General features: G+C 44.9%; 16 protein-coding genes and 1 riboswitch. Of the genes, 13 read left to right on the top strand and 3 right to left on the bottom strand.

Going from position 1 to position 17,541, the window contains the following annotated elements; all coding sequences use genetic code 11:
- Nucleotides 1-3: 3 nt before the first annotated feature.
- Together KIV41_RS11610 and KIV41_RS11605 are read right to left on the bottom strand one after the other, a co-directional pair.
- A complete protein-coding gene (locus KIV41_RS11610; protein WP_285336456.1) occupies nt 4-696 on the bottom strand; it encodes a response regulator transcription factor in 693 nt (230 codons plus the stop codon).
- Nucleotides 697-1,367: 671 nt separating this feature from the next.
- The gene (locus KIV41_RS11605; RefSeq protein ID WP_029561065.1) at nt 1,368-2,369 is read right to left on the bottom strand and encodes an AraC family transcriptional regulator; all 1,002 of its coding nucleotides are present in this window, start codon (nt 2,367-2,369) and stop codon (nt 1,368-1,370) included.
- Nucleotides 2,370-2,476: 107 nt separating this feature from the next.
- Between KIV41_RS11605 and KIV41_RS11600 the strand changes: the two genes are divergently transcribed.
- From KIV41_RS11600 to KIV41_RS11575, 6 genes are all read left to right on the top strand, one after another.
- Nucleotides 2,477-2,803: an MFS transporter gene (locus tag KIV41_RS11600; RefSeq protein WP_285336454.1), complete on the top strand. Its 327-nt coding sequence runs from the start codon at nt 2,477-2,479 to the stop codon at nt 2,801-2,803.
- The gene (locus KIV41_RS11595; protein ID WP_010451240.1) at nt 2,803-4,026 is read left to right on the top strand and encodes an HlyD family secretion protein; all 1,224 of its coding nucleotides are present in this window, start codon (nt 2,803-2,805) and stop codon (nt 4,024-4,026) included. The genes KIV41_RS11600 and KIV41_RS11595 overlap by 1 nt, the downstream gene beginning before the upstream one ends.
- 367 nt (nt 4,027-4,393) lie before the next feature.
- Nucleotides 4,394-5,716 (top strand): AarF/ABC1/UbiB kinase family protein, encoded by a 1,323-nt coding sequence (locus KIV41_RS11590; protein ID WP_285336451.1) that lies wholly within the window; start codon nt 4,394-4,396, stop codon nt 5,714-5,716.
- 74 nt (nt 5,717-5,790) lie between these two features.
- The gene (locus KIV41_RS11585) at nt 5,791-7,137 is read left to right on the top strand and encodes a magnesium transporter (protein ID WP_010451236.1); all 1,347 of its coding nucleotides are present in this window, start codon (nt 5,791-5,793) and stop codon (nt 7,135-7,137) included.
- An 813-nt stretch (nt 7,138-7,950) separates the two neighbouring features.
- Entirely contained in the window at nt 7,951-9,189 is a 1,239-nt protein-coding gene (gene codB / locus KIV41_RS11580; RefSeq protein ID WP_285336448.1) for a cytosine permease, read from the top strand.
- Between the two features lie 9 nt (nt 9,190-9,198).
- Nucleotides 9,199-10,476 (top strand): cytosine deaminase, encoded by a 1,278-nt coding sequence (locus KIV41_RS11575; RefSeq protein ID WP_010451232.1) that lies wholly within the window; start codon nt 9,199-9,201, stop codon nt 10,474-10,476.
- A 52-nt stretch (nt 10,477-10,528) separates the two neighbouring features.
- Here the strand turns inward: KIV41_RS11575 and KIV41_RS11570 are convergent, their stop codons facing one another.
- Nucleotides 10,529-10,711 carry a hypothetical protein gene (locus KIV41_RS11570; RefSeq protein ID WP_010451230.1) on the bottom strand — a complete coding sequence of 61 codons (183 nt, stop codon included), beginning with the start codon at nt 10,709-10,711 and terminating at the stop codon, nt 10,529-10,531.
- Nucleotides 10,712-11,051: 340 nt separating this feature from the next.
- Here KIV41_RS11570 and KIV41_RS11565 point away from each other — a divergent pair, with 340 nt between their 5' ends.
- The 7 genes from KIV41_RS11565 to ribB all read left to right on the top strand — a co-directional run bounded on the left by KIV41_RS11565 (nt 11,052) and on the right by ribB (nt 17,501).
- Nucleotides 11,052-11,822 carry a hypothetical protein gene (locus tag KIV41_RS11565; protein ID WP_285336444.1) on the top strand — a complete coding sequence of 257 codons (771 nt, stop codon included), beginning with the start codon at nt 11,052-11,054 and terminating at the stop codon, nt 11,820-11,822.
- Nucleotides 11,823-11,926: 104 nt separating this feature from the next.
- Entirely contained in the window at nt 11,927-12,580 is a 654-nt protein-coding gene (locus KIV41_RS11560; RefSeq protein ID WP_285336442.1) for an HD domain-containing protein, read from the top strand.
- A gap of 1 nt (nt 12,581) precedes the next feature.
- Nucleotides 12,582-13,319, top strand: coding sequence for a helix-turn-helix transcriptional regulator (locus KIV41_RS11555; RefSeq protein ID WP_010451224.1), 738 nt, complete (start codon nt 12,582-12,584; stop codon nt 13,317-13,319).
- Between the two features lie 10 nt (nt 13,320-13,329).
- A complete protein-coding gene (locus tag KIV41_RS11550; protein WP_285336439.1) occupies nt 13,330-13,689 on the top strand; it encodes a hypothetical protein in 360 nt (119 codons plus the stop codon).
- A 183-nt stretch (nt 13,690-13,872) separates the two neighbouring features.
- Nucleotides 13,873-15,729, top strand: a complete 1,857-nt coding sequence (locus KIV41_RS11545) for an MFS transporter (RefSeq protein WP_285336437.1) — start codon at nt 13,873-13,875, stop codon at nt 15,727-15,729.
- A gap of 59 nt (nt 15,730-15,788) precedes the next feature.
- Entirely contained in the window at nt 15,789-16,406 is a 618-nt protein-coding gene (locus KIV41_RS11540) for a triacylglycerol lipase (protein ID WP_010451215.1), read from the top strand.
- Nucleotides 16,407-16,528: 122 nt separating this feature from the next.
- Nucleotides 16,529-16,669, top strand: a riboswitch (FMN riboswitch).
- Nucleotides 16,670-16,844: 175 nt separating this feature from the next.
- The gene (gene ribB / locus KIV41_RS11535; protein ID WP_010451213.1) at nt 16,845-17,501 is read left to right on the top strand and encodes a 3,4-dihydroxy-2-butanone-4-phosphate synthase; all 657 of its coding nucleotides are present in this window, start codon (nt 16,845-16,847) and stop codon (nt 17,499-17,501) included.
- The last annotated feature ends 40 nt before the right edge of the window (nt 17,502-17,541 follow it).

Raw genomic sequence — 17,541 nt, 5'->3', positions numbered from 1 at the left:
TACTTACTTGCCTGTTAGCATATAGCCACGATTTCGGACAGTTTTGACGGTCGCAGATTGAACACCAGCTTTGACAAACTTCTTACGCAGCGAAGAGATCCTCATATCAATGGAACGATCGGTAATACAGTACTCAATACCTCGCGCGAGACGACAGCATGACTCTCGAGACACTGGCTGATCGATATTAGACATTAGCAGTTCTAAAATCTCAAATTCTGAATCAGTTAAATCAAGTACAGTACCTTGGTAGCTGGCTTTATTTCTCCGAGTGCAAAGCTCAATGCCGTACCCATGGACTGTTTGATTCGAATCGGTGTAAGGCTGTCTGGCATAGCGACGCATAACCGCTTCTATCCTTGCTAACAGCACATTTCCTCTGATTGGTTTGGTAAGGTAATCATCAGCGCCAAACTTAAATAAACTCACCTCACTCATTTCATCGTCGGTTGCCGTCAAAACGATGATCATGCCATCAAAGAACTCTCTCACCTCTCGGCAAATTGTGGCTCCATCTTTGACTGGTAACATCAGGTCAAGTAATACAAGGTCGGGGTGTAATGAACGGATACTTTCGACAGCATTTTCACCGCTATTGATAATAGTTACCGAGTGCCCCTCTGCTTCGAGGTACATTTTTGTTAAACGCGCTATCTCGGAATCATCCTCAACCAATACGATTTTATAACGACTCATACCCATTCACTCTACTTATAAAACGGGAGCAGTATATCGTTCAGAAATGTGAGTGCAAGCTACGCTCATTTGATACATCGAAGCACTTACAATCACTTACAAAGGCAGGGGTTCGACCAAATTTAGGGTTAAATACCCACAAGGACAGCATAATGCACTGAATTGCAAAATATTTCATAATATAAGGCCGTAAACATACAAACCACTGAAACCAAACACTATAAAGAAGTAGTTTGAGTAATACGACGTGCCGACAAGGCTACATTTCTAGGCAATAAGCATCTAAGTGAGTATATAGACAGAGCGCTTTATGACATTTAAATTTGTTATTAAATTTATAAATAACAATCAGAATTATGATGTCTCGTTTTAAGCTATCCTCACTTACCCTTGCCAGAATTGCGTTGTTTTCAGCTTGTGGTAATACGGCTTCTGGTTTTACCTCGTCTTATGCTAACAAACCGACACAATCAATACCGAGTGCTGAAGCTATTTCTATCCAACATTCTACGTCGACACCTTTAGCGGCATTAGCAGAAACATCAATGATTGAACCTGGCACTCCGAGCGGCCACAAGTCATTTAATATCAAGCAGTCGCTCACTCGTTGCATGGATAAAATCAAACGCATACGTTAGAAAACCTGAGCTTCATTCTACGTACAGGGGAAGCTAGTTTTCAAAGCGGGCTATATACTGTTTTGGGGTCACACCGCGATGTTTTTTAAACATACGGTTAAAACTTGCGACATTGCTATAACCCAACCGTGCGGCAATATCTTCAACGCTCACCTTGGAGCTCAATAATCCAGCTGCGACATTACTCAGTACATAGCCACAGACGGTAGAAAAGTTCAGACCTAACTTATGTAGTCGACGTTGAAATTGCTGCTCAGATAAACCTAACAGCGCAGAGACTCTGTCTAATGTTGGTAATCCATAGTGGCTGCTGTAGTTCACTACTTCATAAATCACTTTAAGTTCATCCTCAGGATCAGGCATGTTCAATAGATCATCCAAATCCGAGAAATTCATCGCTAAACGGCTCTCCTCACGATGACTGACTTGACGAGATGCTAAGCGATCATCACCATGAATCCAAACCTCGGTTTTAGGTTGGCTCCACTCCACTTCACAGCCAAAGTACTCTCGATACAAGTCATGGTTTTTTCTTGAACCAGAGATCATCACTCTAAGTGGGCGATAATCCTTTCCTAAGAATTCGCGTAATATCTTTATCATGAACACCGCACTACGAATGCTGTCATGTACTTTGATCGTCGTATCAATGAAAGGGTTGTGATAAGTCCACTTAACTATCTTTCCAGACTGCGCGCCAGCAAAAAAAGCGCCAGATTGCAGATTACTCACACCGTAATTCACACGTCGAATTGTGCTTGCTAGGTCATTGCCTGAAAACAACCATCGCCCAACAGGCCCTAGTTTTTGCAGATCAATCCCTTTGCTCAAATTCAAAATGACATCTGGGTCGCCGCTTAAGCACTCTATGCGACGAAACCATTCAGAAACGGCGGTGAGAGGTATCAGCGTCATCGGGTTATGAAATACTGAAGCGGGAATACCTAGGTCATCAGATGTCAAATTGTACTTAGATAACGCGAGGTTATGCATATTTAATATGCCCATCGCGCGAATGAATCGAACCGTTTTCATAACCAATCACATCAAATTTACTCTCTGAGTGATTGAATTTGTCACAAAAGCTCATCCATTTCAATTCCAGATCACAATACGCCAACAGCTTGATAGAGGAGTGTTTAATGAGTTTACTTAGTGTCCCATTTGTCGGAACAGGCGCAGATACGGCATTGCACGTTGTCGCTGCTGTCGTTTTAATCGCGAGTGTCGCTGGCGCGTGTTACGGCTTTTGGAAAATCCATGAGTTGCCAATTAATAAGGCACACAGCAAAGACCATCACCAGATAGGGCTTATCACCGCCCTCACCTGGATAGGATTTGTCTGGCACTGGGTATGGGTGCTAGCCGTGATCTTTGCATTCGTTGATATGGAAAAAGCCATCATCAATCTGCGTGATACATGGAGAAGTAAACCGCAAACAGAAACACAGCCACAAGAGGACGCATAATGTTAGAAGGTTTAGCGGTATGGGCACTCTTCATCTATCTACTCCGTTTAGTCGGCATGCCTTGGAACAAAGCAACCAAATCCTTTGCTTACCTTGGTGGCTTGGGCTGGCTAATGTTCGTATGGGTGGGCTTGATTAACTTTACGCCTATGGACATATCAGGTGGCTCTGTAGTGCAATCGCCGCACATTCAGCTTCGTCCTGATTCAACCAATGTAAAAGGCAAAGTCGACCACATTTACATCAAGCCGAATCAACAAATTGAAAAAGGTCAGCTCATTTATGAACTCGACCCAACGCAATATGAGATCGCATTGAATCAAGCAAATGTGTCGGCAGACTCTGCTCGAGTGGCACTAGCAACCGCGCAAGGTGATATCGAGATTGAAGAAGCGAATCACCAAGCATTAGTGCAAGATCTAGAAACTTCAAAGAGCCAATTGGAAGCTGCAAAAGTTGACCACAAATTGCAGAAAAAGATGCTAGATCGTTATATTGAGCAAAACCGAGTGGTCAAGAACACCATTACAGAAAGCGACATCGACAAGCAATCGAGCGCGGTTGATATGGCTCGACATAACGTGTTAACCCTTGAATCTCAAATCAAGAAGAAACAAGTCGATATATCTCGCGCAAAACTGGCAATTCATAAAGCAGAGCTCGCAGTTGAAACCAAACAGGCAGAGCTGCGCCAAGCAGAAGAGCAAATTGCAAAAGCGCAATGGGATTTGGACAGTACGAAAGTTCATGCTCCAGCAGATGGCTTTGTGACTAACTTTATCTTGCGTGAAGGTCAACGTGTTTCGATGATGCCGCGTATCAACATGTACACTAATGAAAAGTACGTTCTGATGCGCGTGAACCATCAAGCAATTAGAAACGTTAAACCAGGTCAACCAGCGGAGTTCGCCTCTTCAGTTTACCCAGGCAAAGTCTTCTCTGCTACGGTAGAAGGTATTGTTGAAGCAACAGGTGAGTCACAAGGTAACTTGCTGGGTTTGGATGATTCAGTACGTGTCACCACTGGTAAGAACTTACAGAACAAGCACCACTTTGTTCGCCTGAAAATTGATGAACCAGAAGGCTACGATATCCCGGTAGGCTCTGTAGGCTTAGCATGGGTGAGTGGTGAAAAACCAATTGGCTTCTTAGCCTTCTTGGATGCGATTCGTGGCATCATCATCCGAATGAAGTCTCAGCTGTACTTCTTCTACTCTATCTAGACTAGGGTCTGTTGACCTTTTGAGCTGATTTTTGCAGCAGTTTGTGGGTTCTTTATACAAGGCAGAGGCTTTGAAATGTAGTTGCCCTACCTGATAAGCCGATAACGCAGTAGAAAGGAGCCACAAACACTGCCCGAAGGGTTCGGCTAAAAGCGCTTTACTCTTTGTTGAGAGGATTTTGCTTAGAATAACTAGGCTACAAACCTCTCGCCGCGATTAAAACGCTTTTATCTCGAACAAAATTTAACCGCAAAAGGTCAACAGACCCTAATAAACCGCCAGTTACGCTGGCGGTTTTCTTTTCATTTGTATCCAAGCACGTACTTTTCCCGTATAACAAATAGTTAGTAAATAGCGGAGAAGATTCATGTCGGCAAAGGAAAGAAGCCTACCAACCCATCGTATTTCAAGATTCAGCAAGTTCGCATCACTCGCTACACGTGTTGCAGGAAACGTAATTGCGGAAGGCACGAAGCAGATCGCCAAAGGCAACAAACCCAAAGCGAAAGACCTGTTGCTGACGCCGCAGAATATCGCGCGCTTAACCGACCAACTCGCTCACCTACGAGGTGCTGCGATGAAACTTGGTCAAATGCTCTCGATGGATGCTGGCGATGTTTTGGAACCAGAGCTCGCCGATATTCTTTCTCGACTTCGTTCTAATGCTGACCCAATGCCGGCTAAACAACTGAACAACGTGATGGAAACCTCGCTAGGTACCGGATGGAAAACTGAGTTTCTTTCCTTTAACTTCAAACCAATTGCCAGTGCCTCAATCGGACAAGTGCACCAAGCCTACAGCGACGGGGGTGATAACCTAGCGGTCAAAGTACAATACCCAGGCATTCGAAAAAGCATCGATAGTGACGTCGACAACGTAGGAACGCTGCTTAAAGTGGTTGGTTTGATTCCGGAATCCGTCGATTACAAAGGGTTGTTGGAGGAAGCGAAGAAACAACTCCATGACGAAGCTGATTACGCGCGCGAAGCGCAATTTGCTATTCGCTATCATGACGCTTTGAAAGATCACCCTCATTTTGTGGTGCCGAAGATTCACACCGAAAGCTGCTCAGACTCCGTTCTCGCGATGGAATTCATTGATGGCAGTCCGATTGAGCAAATCGAACATTATGATCAGAGTACGCGAGATTTTGTCATGCACAGCCTACTCGAATTACTGTTTCGAGAGCTGTTTGAATTTAAGATGGTACAAACCGACCCAAACTTCGCCAACTACTTATATATCGAAAACACTCGTCAAATCGGCTTACTAGACTTTGGCGCAACTCGAGAATACAGCGAACGGTTCAGTACCGGCTATCGCCAAGCCTTTGCATCTGTCGTTAATAATGACGAACAAGGTTTGAATGATGCGCTCGAGCAAATAGGCTTCTTCAGCCAAACCATCATGCCAGCGCAGCGCCAAGCGATTCTCAATTTGGTGAAAATGGCGTGTGAACCTATGTTGGTTGATGAGCCATATGACTTCAAAGCCAGTGGCTTAGCGCAGAAACTCCGCGAGGCTGGTACCATTTTAAGCTTGGAGCAAGACTACTGGCATACACCACCAGCCGACGCCCTTTTCCTACACCGAAAAATTGGTGGGATGTACTTGCTTGCGGCTCGTATTGGCGCAAAAGTGAACATTCGCCAATTGGTCGCCCCTTACCTACGGATTGTTGACGAATAGCCTATTGTTTTTCTGCTATTTTCGAGTACCTTGATCAGCTGCCTATAAGAATAATCTGACTGTCGGGGTGCTCGGTGAGTAAGTTTCAAGACCTCTCCACTCTAATCGAACAAATTGTCCAAGCAGACGAAGCGGATCAAGTCACCGCTTTGAATGATTCTATCGAATGTGGTCTCGAGCCCGGCGCCGTTGCGCTGATCCTTGAAGCCTTCCCTATCGATGAACGTGTACGCTTGTGGCGCGCATTACCTCTTGAATTGCATATTGATGTGCTCACTGAAATGCGTGCGGACGTACGCCTTTCTATCATCGAAGCACTTTCGGAAATCGAACTTAAACTCACTCTCGCTAAACTTGATAACTTATCCCTGATAGAGTGGGCCGACTCTCTACCAGAAGAGTTCATCAATGAAGCACTAGAGTTAATTGAGAAAGATGAGCTTGAGCTTTATGACCAAGCAAATGAATATGAAGACGAACAACTCGGACGTTGGGCTGAGCGTAAGATCATCACCCTCCCTTTTAATATTACGATTGGTAAAGCTCGACGCTTAATGGAGCGTTACAGCTACGATACACCGCAACAAGTATATCTCATCAACCGCAAGAAACAGTTCCGTGGCGCGGTGAACTATTATGAGATCTTACGTAGCGATCCTGATATACGCCTTAGCACCTTAGCCATTGAAACCGTCAATGTGCTCGACAGTAAGATGGAGCTTCCTGAGGCGGTAGAAGCACTTGAGCACAGTGCGCTTCCAGCGCTTCCTGTTACCGATTCTGACCAAACCTTAATCGGTGAAGTGGATTGGCAGTTTGCCTTGAGCACGCAGCGTGAAATTTACGAAGCACGTTTAATGGCAGGTACCGGTATGGATGAAGGCGATGACTTGTTCGCCCCCGTTCTAAAAAGTTCACAAAAACGCGGCGTCTGGTTAGGGATCAACCTGCTCACCGCCATTTTAGCATCCGTGACAATTGGGCTATTTGAACATGTGATTTCGCAGGTGGTTGCCCTTGCGGTTCTAATGCCGATTGTTGCCTCAATGGGTGGTATTGCTGGTAGCCAAACCTTGACCTTGATGGTTCGTGCGATGGCGTTAAACCAAATCACACCTGGTAACCGCTTTGCCCTATTAAAAAATGAGTTGGGCATCGGCTCACTCAACGGTTTGCTTTGGGCACTGATCATCGGTGGTTTAGCAGGGCTTTGGTTCCAGTCTCCTGTATTGGGTGGCACCATTGCACTAGCGATCATAGTGAACATTATTACAGCAGCACTATTTGGTGTTTTAATCCCTATTGTTTTGGATAAGCTCAAACTAGATCCCGCACTAGCAGGCTCAGTTATTCTGACCACAGTAACGGATGTCGTTGGCTTCTTTGCCTTCTTAGGCACGGCAAGTCTAGTGATGCTTTAAGTGATAAATTAGTTATTATAATAAAACAATCAGTAGCATATTAAACACGCATTGCAATACGCAAATGCAATTTGCAAAGAATAATTCACATTAGGCAACTAAACTCACAGAAACTGGGGTTTTTAGGTCATCAAAAAGTTGGCACGTATGCTGCATTATCTATAGTGACCCTTCTTAAGCCGAGGGTCACCTAGCCAACTGACGTTGTTAGTGAACTCGATTTTTGTTCACAAGTATATAAGCCAATCGCAGCTTTTGCGGTTGGCTCTTTTTTTATCTAGCCCTTTCCAAATTTCCCTATTTACTTTCCCCACCCTCTTAAATCAATTTGTTTGATTTTTTACAATCGATTACATACATAAAAACCCAAAGTTAACCACAACAAAAGAAGCTCTCACAAAAACAAATTAACAAAAGCCACAAAAAACAAAGAAAACAATCGTATTTATGTTCAAATAACGAACAACACTTCCCAGCAAGCATAAGAAAACGTTTGCCAAACATCATTCAAATCAATCATTGTGCCATTTTATAAACAAACCATAGAAATATGATGAAATATAACAGTAAGACCAATGACACCGATTTCATTACACATAACAGGTCAAAAAGCCCATCAACAGCCAAACTTTTTTGACTTTTAAAAAATCAATAACCATATGTTTTTAAAGAAATATAAAAACACAAACCTCACAGTAAACGTTCAAGTGACAAAAAACTCATTGACTATGAGATTTACATCACGATAATACGCGCCGTTTGCCCAGAAATTGGGTTCTATAATTCATTTTAATTTTCTTTGCGGAGGTAAAAATGGCTGCAGACAATAACTACAGTCTTGGACCGGTTCCTAACACTGCCAGAAAGGGGGTTGCATCATTAACCATGGTTATGTTGGGACTCACTTTCTTCTCCGCAAGTATGTGGACGGGCGGTTCGCTCGGTACTGGACTTTCTTTTGATGATTTCTTCCTCGCTGTTCTCATTGGTAACCTAATCCTCGGCATCTACACTTCTTTCCTCGGTTACATCGGCGCTTCTACTGGTCTCTCTACTCACCTCCTCGCTCGTTTCTCTTTTGGCTCTAAAGGCTCTTGGCTTCCTTCCGCTCTTCTTGGCGGCACACAAGTTGGTTGGTTTGGTGTTGGCGTGGCGATGTTTGCTATTCCAGTAAACAAAGCAACAGGCATCGATACAAACACTCTCATCATCATTTCTGGTCTATTAATGACTGCAACGGTTTACTTCGGTATCTCTGCGCTTATGGTGCTATCTGCGATTGCAGTTCCAGCGATTGCGTTACTCGGCGGATACTCGGTAGTAGAAGCGGTAAACAGCGTGGGTGGTGTGGCTGAGCTACAAAAAGTACAACCAGCACAACCAATCGATTTTTCTGTAGCGCTTGCAATGGTCGTTGGCTCATTCGTCAGTGCAGGCACACTGACTGCGGACTTCGTACGATTCGGCAAAAAGCCAAAAGGTGCAGTGATGGTCACTATGGTGGCGTTCTTTATCGGTAACTCACTGATGTTCATTTTCGGCGCAGCAGGCGCTGCGGTAACTGGCCAATCAGACATTTCAGAAGTGATGATCGCTCAAGGTCTTCTAATCCCAGCTATCATCGTGCTTGGTTTGAACATTTGGACAACCAACGACAATGCGCTTTACGCATCGGGCCTAGGTTTCTCAAACATCACTGGTTTGCCAAGCAAATACATCTCTATGGCGAACGGTTTAGTCGGTACTTTGTGTGCACTATGGTTGTACAATAACTTTGTAGGCTGGTTAACTTTCCTATCGCTTGCAATTCCACCAATTGGCGGCGTAATCATTGCGGACTTCTTCATGAACCGTAAGCATTACACAAATTTCGCAGCAGCAGAGTTCCAAACGGTTAACTGGGCTGGCATTATCGCAGTGGCGATTGGTGTTGCAGCTGGTCACTTCCTTCCGGGAGTGGTACCTGTAAACGCAGTACTGGGCGGCACAATCAGCTACCTTATTCTAAATCCTATTCTTAATAAAAAGACACTGGCACAGCAGCCAGCGTAAGGAACCATCATGACAACACTATTGATCAAGAACGCAACGCTTAAGGGACAGGAAGGTCTCCAGCAAATTTTGATTGAGGATGGTCAATTCAAGCGTATTGAAGACAATAATGTAGAACTAAATTACACAGGTGATGTTCTTGATGCGGAGGGCGGCATGGCTGTCGCACCTTTCTGTGAGCCGCATATTCACCTAGACACTACCCAAACCGCCGGTGAGCCGAGCTGGAACATCTCCGGTACGCTTTTCGAAGGTATCGAGCGTTGGGCTGAGCGCAAAGAGACGCTGTCGATTGAAGACGTGAAATCACGCGCTAAGCAAACTCTGAAATGGCAAATTGCAAACGGCGTACAACACGTTCGTACCCACGTTGATGTTTCTGACCCTACTCTAATTGCTCTAAAAGCAATGGTAGAAGTTCGTGAAGAAATGAAAGAGTGGGTAGACATTCAAATCGTTGCGTTTCCGCAAGAAGGCATTCTGTCTTACCCGAATGGTAAAGAGCTGCTAGAAGAGGCGGTTCAGCTGGGTGCTGACGTTATTGGTGCGATTCCTCACTTTGAATTCACTCGCGAGTATGGCATTGAGTCTCTGCACTACGTGTTCGAGTTGGCACAAAAATACGACCGTTTGATCGATGTGCACTGTGATGAAATTGATGATGAGCAATCGCGCTTCGTTGAAACGCTTGCAGCACTAGCGCATAAGTTCAACATGGGCCACAAGGTAACCGCAAGCCATACAACGGCGATGGGCTCTTACAACGGTGCGTACGCATCTCGCCTATTCCGTTTGCTGCGCATGTCTGGTATCAACTTTGTTGCAAACCCATTGGTCAACATCCACCTTCAAGGCCGTTTTGATGATTACCCGAAACGCCGTGGCGTGACTCGTGTGAAAGAGATGCTGAATGCCAACATCAACGTATGTTTTGGTCACGATGACGTCTTCGATCCTTGGTACCCACTGGGCACAGCAAACATGCTACAAGTGCTGCACATGGGTCTGCACGTATGTCAGGTAATGGGTTACGACCAAATCAACAACTCACTTGATCTGATCAGCACCAATTCAGCACGCACACTGAACATTCAAGACAAACACGGCATTGAAGCAGGTAAACCAGGTAGCTTACTTATTCTTCCTGCGGAAAATGGGTTTGATGCAGTTCGTCGTCAGGTACCAGTTCGTTACTCAGTTCGTCACGGTAAAGTGATTGCAGAAACACAACCAGCAACAACACATATTCACCTTAGTGAACAAGAGCAAGTGACTTTCAAACGCTAGAGTCTTTGCCTAAAATACAAAAAAGGGTCTGACTTAAATCAGACCCTTTTTTTTATTTCTTCACGCGTTGCGTTAGCTGTCTACGGCAACTAATGACATTCCTTAGCAACGAAGGCGAATTGCCTATATAAACAACCTCGCCATCTTCATCAATAATTGCTGGCACAACCTTTAAGCCTTTCATATCCGCGCCGCATTCCACCAACTTACGCTCTAGTTCATAAAGATCCTGCACACTCAGGCCCCAATTTTATAATATTTTGTTCGGCCGCATCCTATCTCCGCATGCATAAACAAAGCTTGATACAGATCATAAAAAATAAAGGTATGTCTTTTCAAAAATAGGACAACACAAACCTAGTTAAAACTTGCCGTCATGACTGTTTTAAATGAGTTTAACTCCTTTACCATGGGCTCGAAGAAAAGGCAGCTCAGTTTAAGGCAGAAGAGTTTCAACTAAGCAAGTGTGACTCGGCATCACGTACTGATAACCAGTGGTTATCAGCGAGATAAGTAGACGGACAATGAAACAGTGTTCAATAATAGCTTCGAACCAAACATCTCGGAGCAAACACATGAACATTTTTAACAAAACTACTTTGGTTGCGGCGCTATCTCTTCCCCTACTTGCAGGATGCGTGACTCCGGGAGAAGACGATCCAAACGCATTAACAAAACAGGGGGCAGCCGGTGGTGCACTTCTAGGCCTTACTATGGGTGCCCTTACGGGCGATGCTGATTTAGCACTAAAAGGAGCTATTGCTGGCGGTGTAACTGGAGGAGTAGCAGGTGCAAGTGCTGATATTCAGAACAACCGCGAGAACATCCGTCACGACAGCCGTAACGACGCGATTGGTGGCATCAATAGCGGTCAGAACACAGCGGCCACCAATGCGCCTCAACAATGGCAAGAGATCGACAACTTTGTTGGTGATTGGAGCGTAAATATCCAAAACCACAACCGCGATTTTAAAGGTTTAGAAGGTTTGCATGCACACGGCTCTCTGGCAAAAACAACACAAGCGAATGTTAAAGTGACCAACTCACAAGGCGTTGATCTTAATGCAGCATTCACGTTCACCCCACAAGCGGGCTACCAGTTAACACTGACGAACCAAGCAAAAAACGTCTCGGTCGCTTTTGCTGGGGAGCAACAGTCGCAAAACAATCGCTACAACTTCTACCCGATGAACATTAATGACGTTATTTACCAAGGTATCCCTACCGGTGATGTGCGCGTAGAACTCGGTTTTGCGGGACCAAACGTCTGGACCATCGACAGCTACGCCTACATCGATGGAGCAGAGCAAAGAGTACAGACATTCCGTTTCACCCGCACTCAATAAAACAACGAGACTTTCTTGTAACGTCTCAATAACAACGTCTCATTTGGCAATTTAATAAAGGCTTAGGCATACTCTGTCTAAGCCTTTATTTTTAGAAGAAATCCATGTCTCAACTTACCTCATCAGACCTAAGCAAATTTGAGCCTCAGTTCCTACAGTTTATGCAGCAAGAGATGCAAACCGATGCTGCTCATGATCTAAGCCACGTCCAACGCGTAGTGAAAACTGCCCACCAGCTTGCCCAAAAAGAAGGTGCTGACTTAGCTGTCGTATTACCTGCGGCGTATTTACACGATTGCTTCACCTACCCAAAAGATCACCCAAATCGCAAGCAAAGCTCCACGATTGCGGCAACCAAAGCCATTTCGTTCCTCGAAAGCATCGGCTACCCCGCTCAGTATCATGACGCCATTGCTCATGCGATCGAATCTCACAGCTTTAGTGCTAACATTACGCCGAATACTTTGGAAGCTCAGATCGTCCAAGATGCTGACCGCTTGGACGCGCTTGGTGCGATTGGTGTTACACGTTGTATTCAAGTCAGTACTTTATTTGATGCCGCCTTATATAACGAACAGGACATGTTTGCAGAACATAGAGAACTAGAAGATAAACGATTCACCATCGATCACTTCCAAACCAAACTGTTTAAAATTGTAGAAACCATGAACACCAAAACGGCGTATGAAGAAGCTTTGAAGCGTAAAGCGTTTATGCAATCTTACCTAGAGCAGTTACGCCAAGAAGTAGAAGGTTAATATGTCGGAAAGTCACGACCTAATTAAAGAGCTCAAACGCCAACTCAAACTGTCCGGTTTACACTATGTCGACATCGCGCAACATTTGGAGTTGAGTGAAGGCTCTGTTAAACGTTTATTGGCAGAAGGCAGTCAAATTAGTCTCGACCGATTGGAGCGTATCTGTCAGCTGATAGGTTTAGAGATGGCAGAGTTGTTTAAGCTGGCAGCAGCACACAATAAGGGGCTGGAATCACTGACATTAGAGCAAGAAAAGCAACTCGTCGACGATAAAGGCTTATTGCTTGTTGCTGTATGTGTAGTCAATGGCTATCGTTTCGATCAAATTGTCGAGCAATACACCTTTGATGAATTGGAGTTGATACAAAAGCTCGCGCAACTCGACCGTCTCGATATCATTGACCTGCTGCCAGGCAATAAGATTCGTCTACGCATTTCCCCAACTTTCCGTTGGCATACTGGCGGCCCTATCCAGCGCTTCTTTCAGCAACAAGTGCAAGACGCCTTCTTCCAAAGTTACTTCTCTGCTGAAGATGAAAAACTGGTGATGGCAACAGGCTTAATGAGCTTGCCAACCAATAAGAAGATGCAGGCTAAGCTACAAAAGGTCATTGATGAGTTTTACCAGGTTTGCCAAAGCGACGAGTCACTAGACATGAACGAGAAGCACGGTACCTCTCTGGTGATTGCGATGCGTCGTTGGACGTTCCCATTATTTAGCTCTTGGGAACGCAAATAGAGGATATTCGATGCTCGATAAACTCAAAACATTTTCCATCAAGCTAAGTCCTATCCAACCTCTGTTCTTGTTCATTGCCCTTGGTGGGTTTGCGGTATTTCTCACCACACTCTTCAAGCTCTCCGACATGGTCAAAGAGTCTTATCTTATTCCGAGTGGTGTGGCAGCGCTATGGGCACTCTCGGCGTGGGTGATAATCTCTACTTTTCAGCATGTTCCGGAGATCACTCCAAGCCTCGGCATTTTCAAACGGACAAAAGATCGCATTGTCCGCCTGTTCTTTTATCTCATCACTTTGGGTTTTATTGGGCTATCTGGATTTATTCTGTTTGTCACATTGAGAATGTTCAGTATCTGGTACCGATATTAATTGCATCTTCGTAACATATAAAAGCACCAGACCTTGCAGGTTCACCATTTTGTGAAACTAAAAGTAGCATCAAGTGTTACTTTTGGTTTCTCATAACGTAACTCTTACCGCCACGCTGGCTTCCTTTAGCTCAACCTTTAAAGTGCTCTCATCTCAACGCGACTTTGCACTTATGGAGCCAGCATGTTTCTCACTAAACGATTCTTCCCCTATTTCGTTACTCAGTGTTTAGGCGCACTGAATGACAACATCTATAAAAACGTTCTTTTACTGATGGTGACATATAGCCAAATTGACTCACTGCCGATGTCAGTCGACCTTTTTGTTAATCTTGCTGCAGGCTTGTTTATCCTTCCCTTCTTTCTATTTTCTGCCCACGCAGGTGCGATTGCTGACAACATGGACAAAGCCAAGCTGATCCGCCGATTAAAACTTATTGAATTAGTGATCATGAGCTGCGCAGCAACTGCCATCATGACGCAAAGTGCTATCCTGATGCTGGTTCTACTGTTCATGACAGGAACTCAGTCGGCTTACTTTGGCCCGGTTAAATATGCATTGCTTCCTCAAGTACTGAAATCTGAGGAGTTAGTCAAGGGAAACGCTTGGGTTGAGATGGGCACATTCCTTTCCATCCTTATTGGTACATTGAGCGCAGGTTTGCTGCTTGCAATACCAAACGGCACATTTATCACCTCTTGCATTGTCATTTCACTTTCTCTTATGGGCTTTTTAAGCAGCGCTAACATCCCTTCTCTGCCAAGTAAGAAAAGCGATAAGGTTAAGTTCGAACCAATTTCAGGCTTAAAGAGAACGCTCAAGCTAGCACAAAAACAACGCGGTATTTGGATGTCAATTTTAGCCATCAGCTGGTTCTGGTTTATTGGCGCGACATACCTAACTCAGTTTCCTAATTTTGCTCGCGAGCACCTATTTGCAGACAGCACTGTGGTGTCTCTACTGTTGGCTCTGTTTTCTGTTGGTGTTGCAACGGGTTCATGGTTGTGTGAGAAGTTATCATTTAACCAAGTTGAGCTGGGCATTCTTCCATTTGGTATCTTGGGTTTAACGATTTTCAGTGCTGATCTACTCTGGGCAGTGCCCGCTATCGAGTCTTTCCCTGCTCATTACTACGATGTACAAAGCTTTGTAGCTCAGTCTTCTCATATTCGAGTAATGATCGACTTGTTCTTAGTTGGCGTAAGCGGCGGTGTGTTTATTGTACCTCTTTACGCTTTCATCCAATCACGCTCAGATGAAGGTGAGTGTGCTCAATCAATTGCAGCCAACAACATCATGAACGCACTGTTTATGGTCGCTTCTGCTGCTGTTTCCATACTGGTTTTGAGTGTTTTAGATTTCTCTATTGTTGAACTGTTTGCCATTTTAGCGATAGGTAACTTCATGGTGGCAATCTACGTTTACCGCCAAGTTCCTGAGTTTACCCAACGCTTTGTTAGTTACTTGCTAAGCCACTGTTTGTACAGAGTTTCCGTGACAGGTCGTCAGCATATCCCGGAGCAAGGCGCTGCTTTGATGGTGGCGAACCATGTAAGCTATGTAGACGCTCTGATTTTAATGGGCACATCAACCCGCCCTGTTCGATTCGTTATGGACAAATCAATTAGTGAGCTGCCTGTTCTTAAGTATGTTTTCCGCCATGCGGGCGTGATCCCAATCTGCTCTCCACGCAAATGCGCAGAGACTTATAAAAAAGCTTTCGAACAGATTGAGCAGGCGCTTAATAACGATGAAGTAGTTTGTATCTTCCCTGAAGGTCGTTTGACCTCAAATGGCGAACTAGGCGAGTTCAGACCCGGGGTCGAAAAGATTTTGAAGCGTACACCGGTTCCTGTAATCCCGATGGCACTAAAAGGCTTGTGGGGTTCTTTCTTCAGCCATAAAGACGGACATGCGTTAACGAAGCGCCCTACTCGTATTTGGTCTCGAATCGAAGTCAATATCGGTGAGTTATTACAACCAATGAAACTGGATCGCCATTTGTTACAAAAAGAAGTGCAAGATTTGCTAATTCGCTGACAGTAGTCGAGTACAGAGTTTAGTAGAATGAAATCAACGTCATAAATCTGGGAGGTATTATGAAAATCATCATCTTACATGGTCTTTATATGCATGGGCTGGTCATGCAGCCTCTTAGCCAAAAACTGCGAAAGCTGGGTTATGAAACCCAAGTACTGAGTTACAACACGGTCTCTATTAACGAAGAAACACTGTTTGATTCGATAGATAAAGGCCTGAACCTTAATACGACCAATGTGCTGGTTGGTCATAGTCTAGGTGGTTTGATGATTAAACGTTACCTTGCGAGTAGAAAGCCTGCTTCTAGCCTTATCTCTCACGTCATAGCGATTGGTTCACCGCTTAAAGGGGCGTCCATCGTTTCTCGTATTCAAGACCTCGGCTTAGGCGCAATACTTGGCAACTCACCGTACCATGGTTTGAACCAACACGACGATGTCTGGAGCTTTCCACAGAAGCTCGGCAGCATTGCGGGCACGATGGCAATTGGCGCACGCCCTATTCTGATGCACAGAGACAACACCATGTCTGACGGCACCGTTACCGTCGATGAGACTCGCTTAGAAGGCATGCAAGACCATATTGAGACTAAACAAACTCATACAAGTCTTATCTATAACACCTATGTTCCAGCGCAGATCGATCACTTTATTAAAACTGATCGCTTCAACCGATAGCGCACTTTTCAATCAAGTAGTTGCAATCTACTTTTCAAGCTAGATAGTTCACAGTACTATCTCTACTCCGACCACTCATTTGAGTGTCGGAGTTTTTTACTTCTGACCATATAGGTTGGATTCAATGTTCTCAGGGCGGGGCGAAACTCCCCACCGGCGGTATACTCTTTTGAGTGAGCCCGCGAGCGCTCGATTCGTCGAGGTCAGCAGATCTGGTGAGATGCCAGAGCCGACGGTTATAGTCCGGATGAAAGAGAATAAGAATACATCAGCGTGTGTCCTCAACATTTTTTTGTTGATGAACTCTGATGCGCTTCTTTTTAGATCGCGTTTTCTACTGCGCGGGTTTATGCCATTCTCAGGCAGATAACTCGTTGTGCAATTAAATGCAACGATCTCTCATACCGCCCTGATTCTGGTGATATTTAGGAGTTAACCATGAATCAGTCATCACTACTTGCCGAATTTGGCGACCCAATTTCTCGCGTTGAAAGCGCACTTATCGCGCTAAAAGAAGGTCGCGGCGTACTTCTTCTTGACGATGAAGATCGTGAAAATGAAGGCGACATTATTTATTCCGTTGAGCACTTAACTAACGAACAAATGGCACTAATGATCCGTGAATGTAGCGGCATTGTTTGTCTTTGCCTAACCGATGCTCAAGCAGATAAACTTGAACTGCCACCAATGGTTGTGAACAACAACAGTGCAAACCAAACCGCTTTCACGGTTTCTATTGAAGCGAAGCAAGGTGTGACAACTGGCGTTTCTGCTGCTGATCGCGTAACAACCATTAAAACAGCTGCAAACCCAAATGCAAAACCAGACGACTTGGCTCGTCCTGGTCACGTATTCCCGCTGCGTGCTCGTCCAGGTGGTGTAATGACTCGCCGTGGTCACACAGAAGGTACTATCGATCTGATGCAAATGGCAGGTTTGCAGCCTGCTGGCGTGCTGTGTGAGGTAACAAACCCAGATGGCACCATGGCAAAAGCACCAGAGATCGTCGCATTTGGTCGCCTACACAACATGCCGGTACTAACCATCGAAGATATGGTCGCTTACCGCAATCAGTTTGATTTGAAGCTGGCGTAATCAACACGTACTTACTCTAGTAAAAGCCGCTGAATTCAGC

Source organism: Vibrio sp. D401a (genome assembly GCF_030248515.1).
GTDB classification, from domain to species: domain Bacteria; phylum Pseudomonadota; class Gammaproteobacteria; order Enterobacterales; family Vibrionaceae; genus Vibrio; species Vibrio rotiferianus.
Note: the sequence above shows the minus strand (reverse complement) of the source record. Positions and strands in the feature narration are given on the sequence as shown.

Coding starts and splice junctions, on each gene's coding strand:
- codB (WP_285336448.1), top strand. CDS start 7,951: ATGGCTGCAGACAATAACTACAGTCTTGGACCGGTTCCTAACACTGCC.
- KIV41_RS11595 (WP_010451240.1), top strand. CDS start 2,803: ATGTTAGAAGGTTTAGCGGTATGGGCACTCTTCATCTATCTACTCCGT.
- ribB (WP_010451213.1), top strand. CDS start 16,845: ATGAATCAGTCATCACTACTTGCCGAATTTGGCGACCCAATTTCTCGC.
- KIV41_RS11575 (WP_010451232.1), top strand. CDS start 9,199: ATGACAACACTATTGATCAAGAACGCAACGCTTAAGGGACAGGAAGGT.
- KIV41_RS11610 (WP_285336456.1), bottom strand. CDS start 696: ATGAGTCGTTATAAAATCGTATTGGTTGAGGATGATTCCGAGATAGCG.
- KIV41_RS11545 (WP_285336437.1), top strand. CDS start 13,873: ATGTTTCTCACTAAACGATTCTTCCCCTATTTCGTTACTCAGTGTTTA.
- KIV41_RS11540 (WP_010451215.1), top strand. CDS start 15,789: ATGAAAATCATCATCTTACATGGTCTTTATATGCATGGGCTGGTCATG.
- KIV41_RS11600 (WP_285336454.1), top strand. CDS start 2,477: ATGAGTTTACTTAGTGTCCCATTTGTCGGAACAGGCGCAGATACGGCA.
- KIV41_RS11560 (WP_285336442.1), top strand. CDS start 11,927: ATGTCTCAACTTACCTCATCAGACCTAAGCAAATTTGAGCCTCAGTTC.
- KIV41_RS11555 (WP_010451224.1), top strand. CDS start 12,582: ATGTCGGAAAGTCACGACCTAATTAAAGAGCTCAAACGCCAACTCAAA.
- KIV41_RS11550 (WP_285336439.1), top strand. CDS start 13,330: ATGCTCGATAAACTCAAAACATTTTCCATCAAGCTAAGTCCTATCCAA.
- KIV41_RS11605 (WP_029561065.1), bottom strand. CDS start 2,369: ATGAAAACGGTTCGATTCATTCGCGCGATGGGCATATTAAATATGCAT.
- KIV41_RS11565 (WP_285336444.1), top strand. CDS start 11,052: ATGAACATTTTTAACAAAACTACTTTGGTTGCGGCGCTATCTCTTCCC.
- KIV41_RS11590 (WP_285336451.1), top strand. CDS start 4,394: ATGTCGGCAAAGGAAAGAAGCCTACCAACCCATCGTATTTCAAGATTC.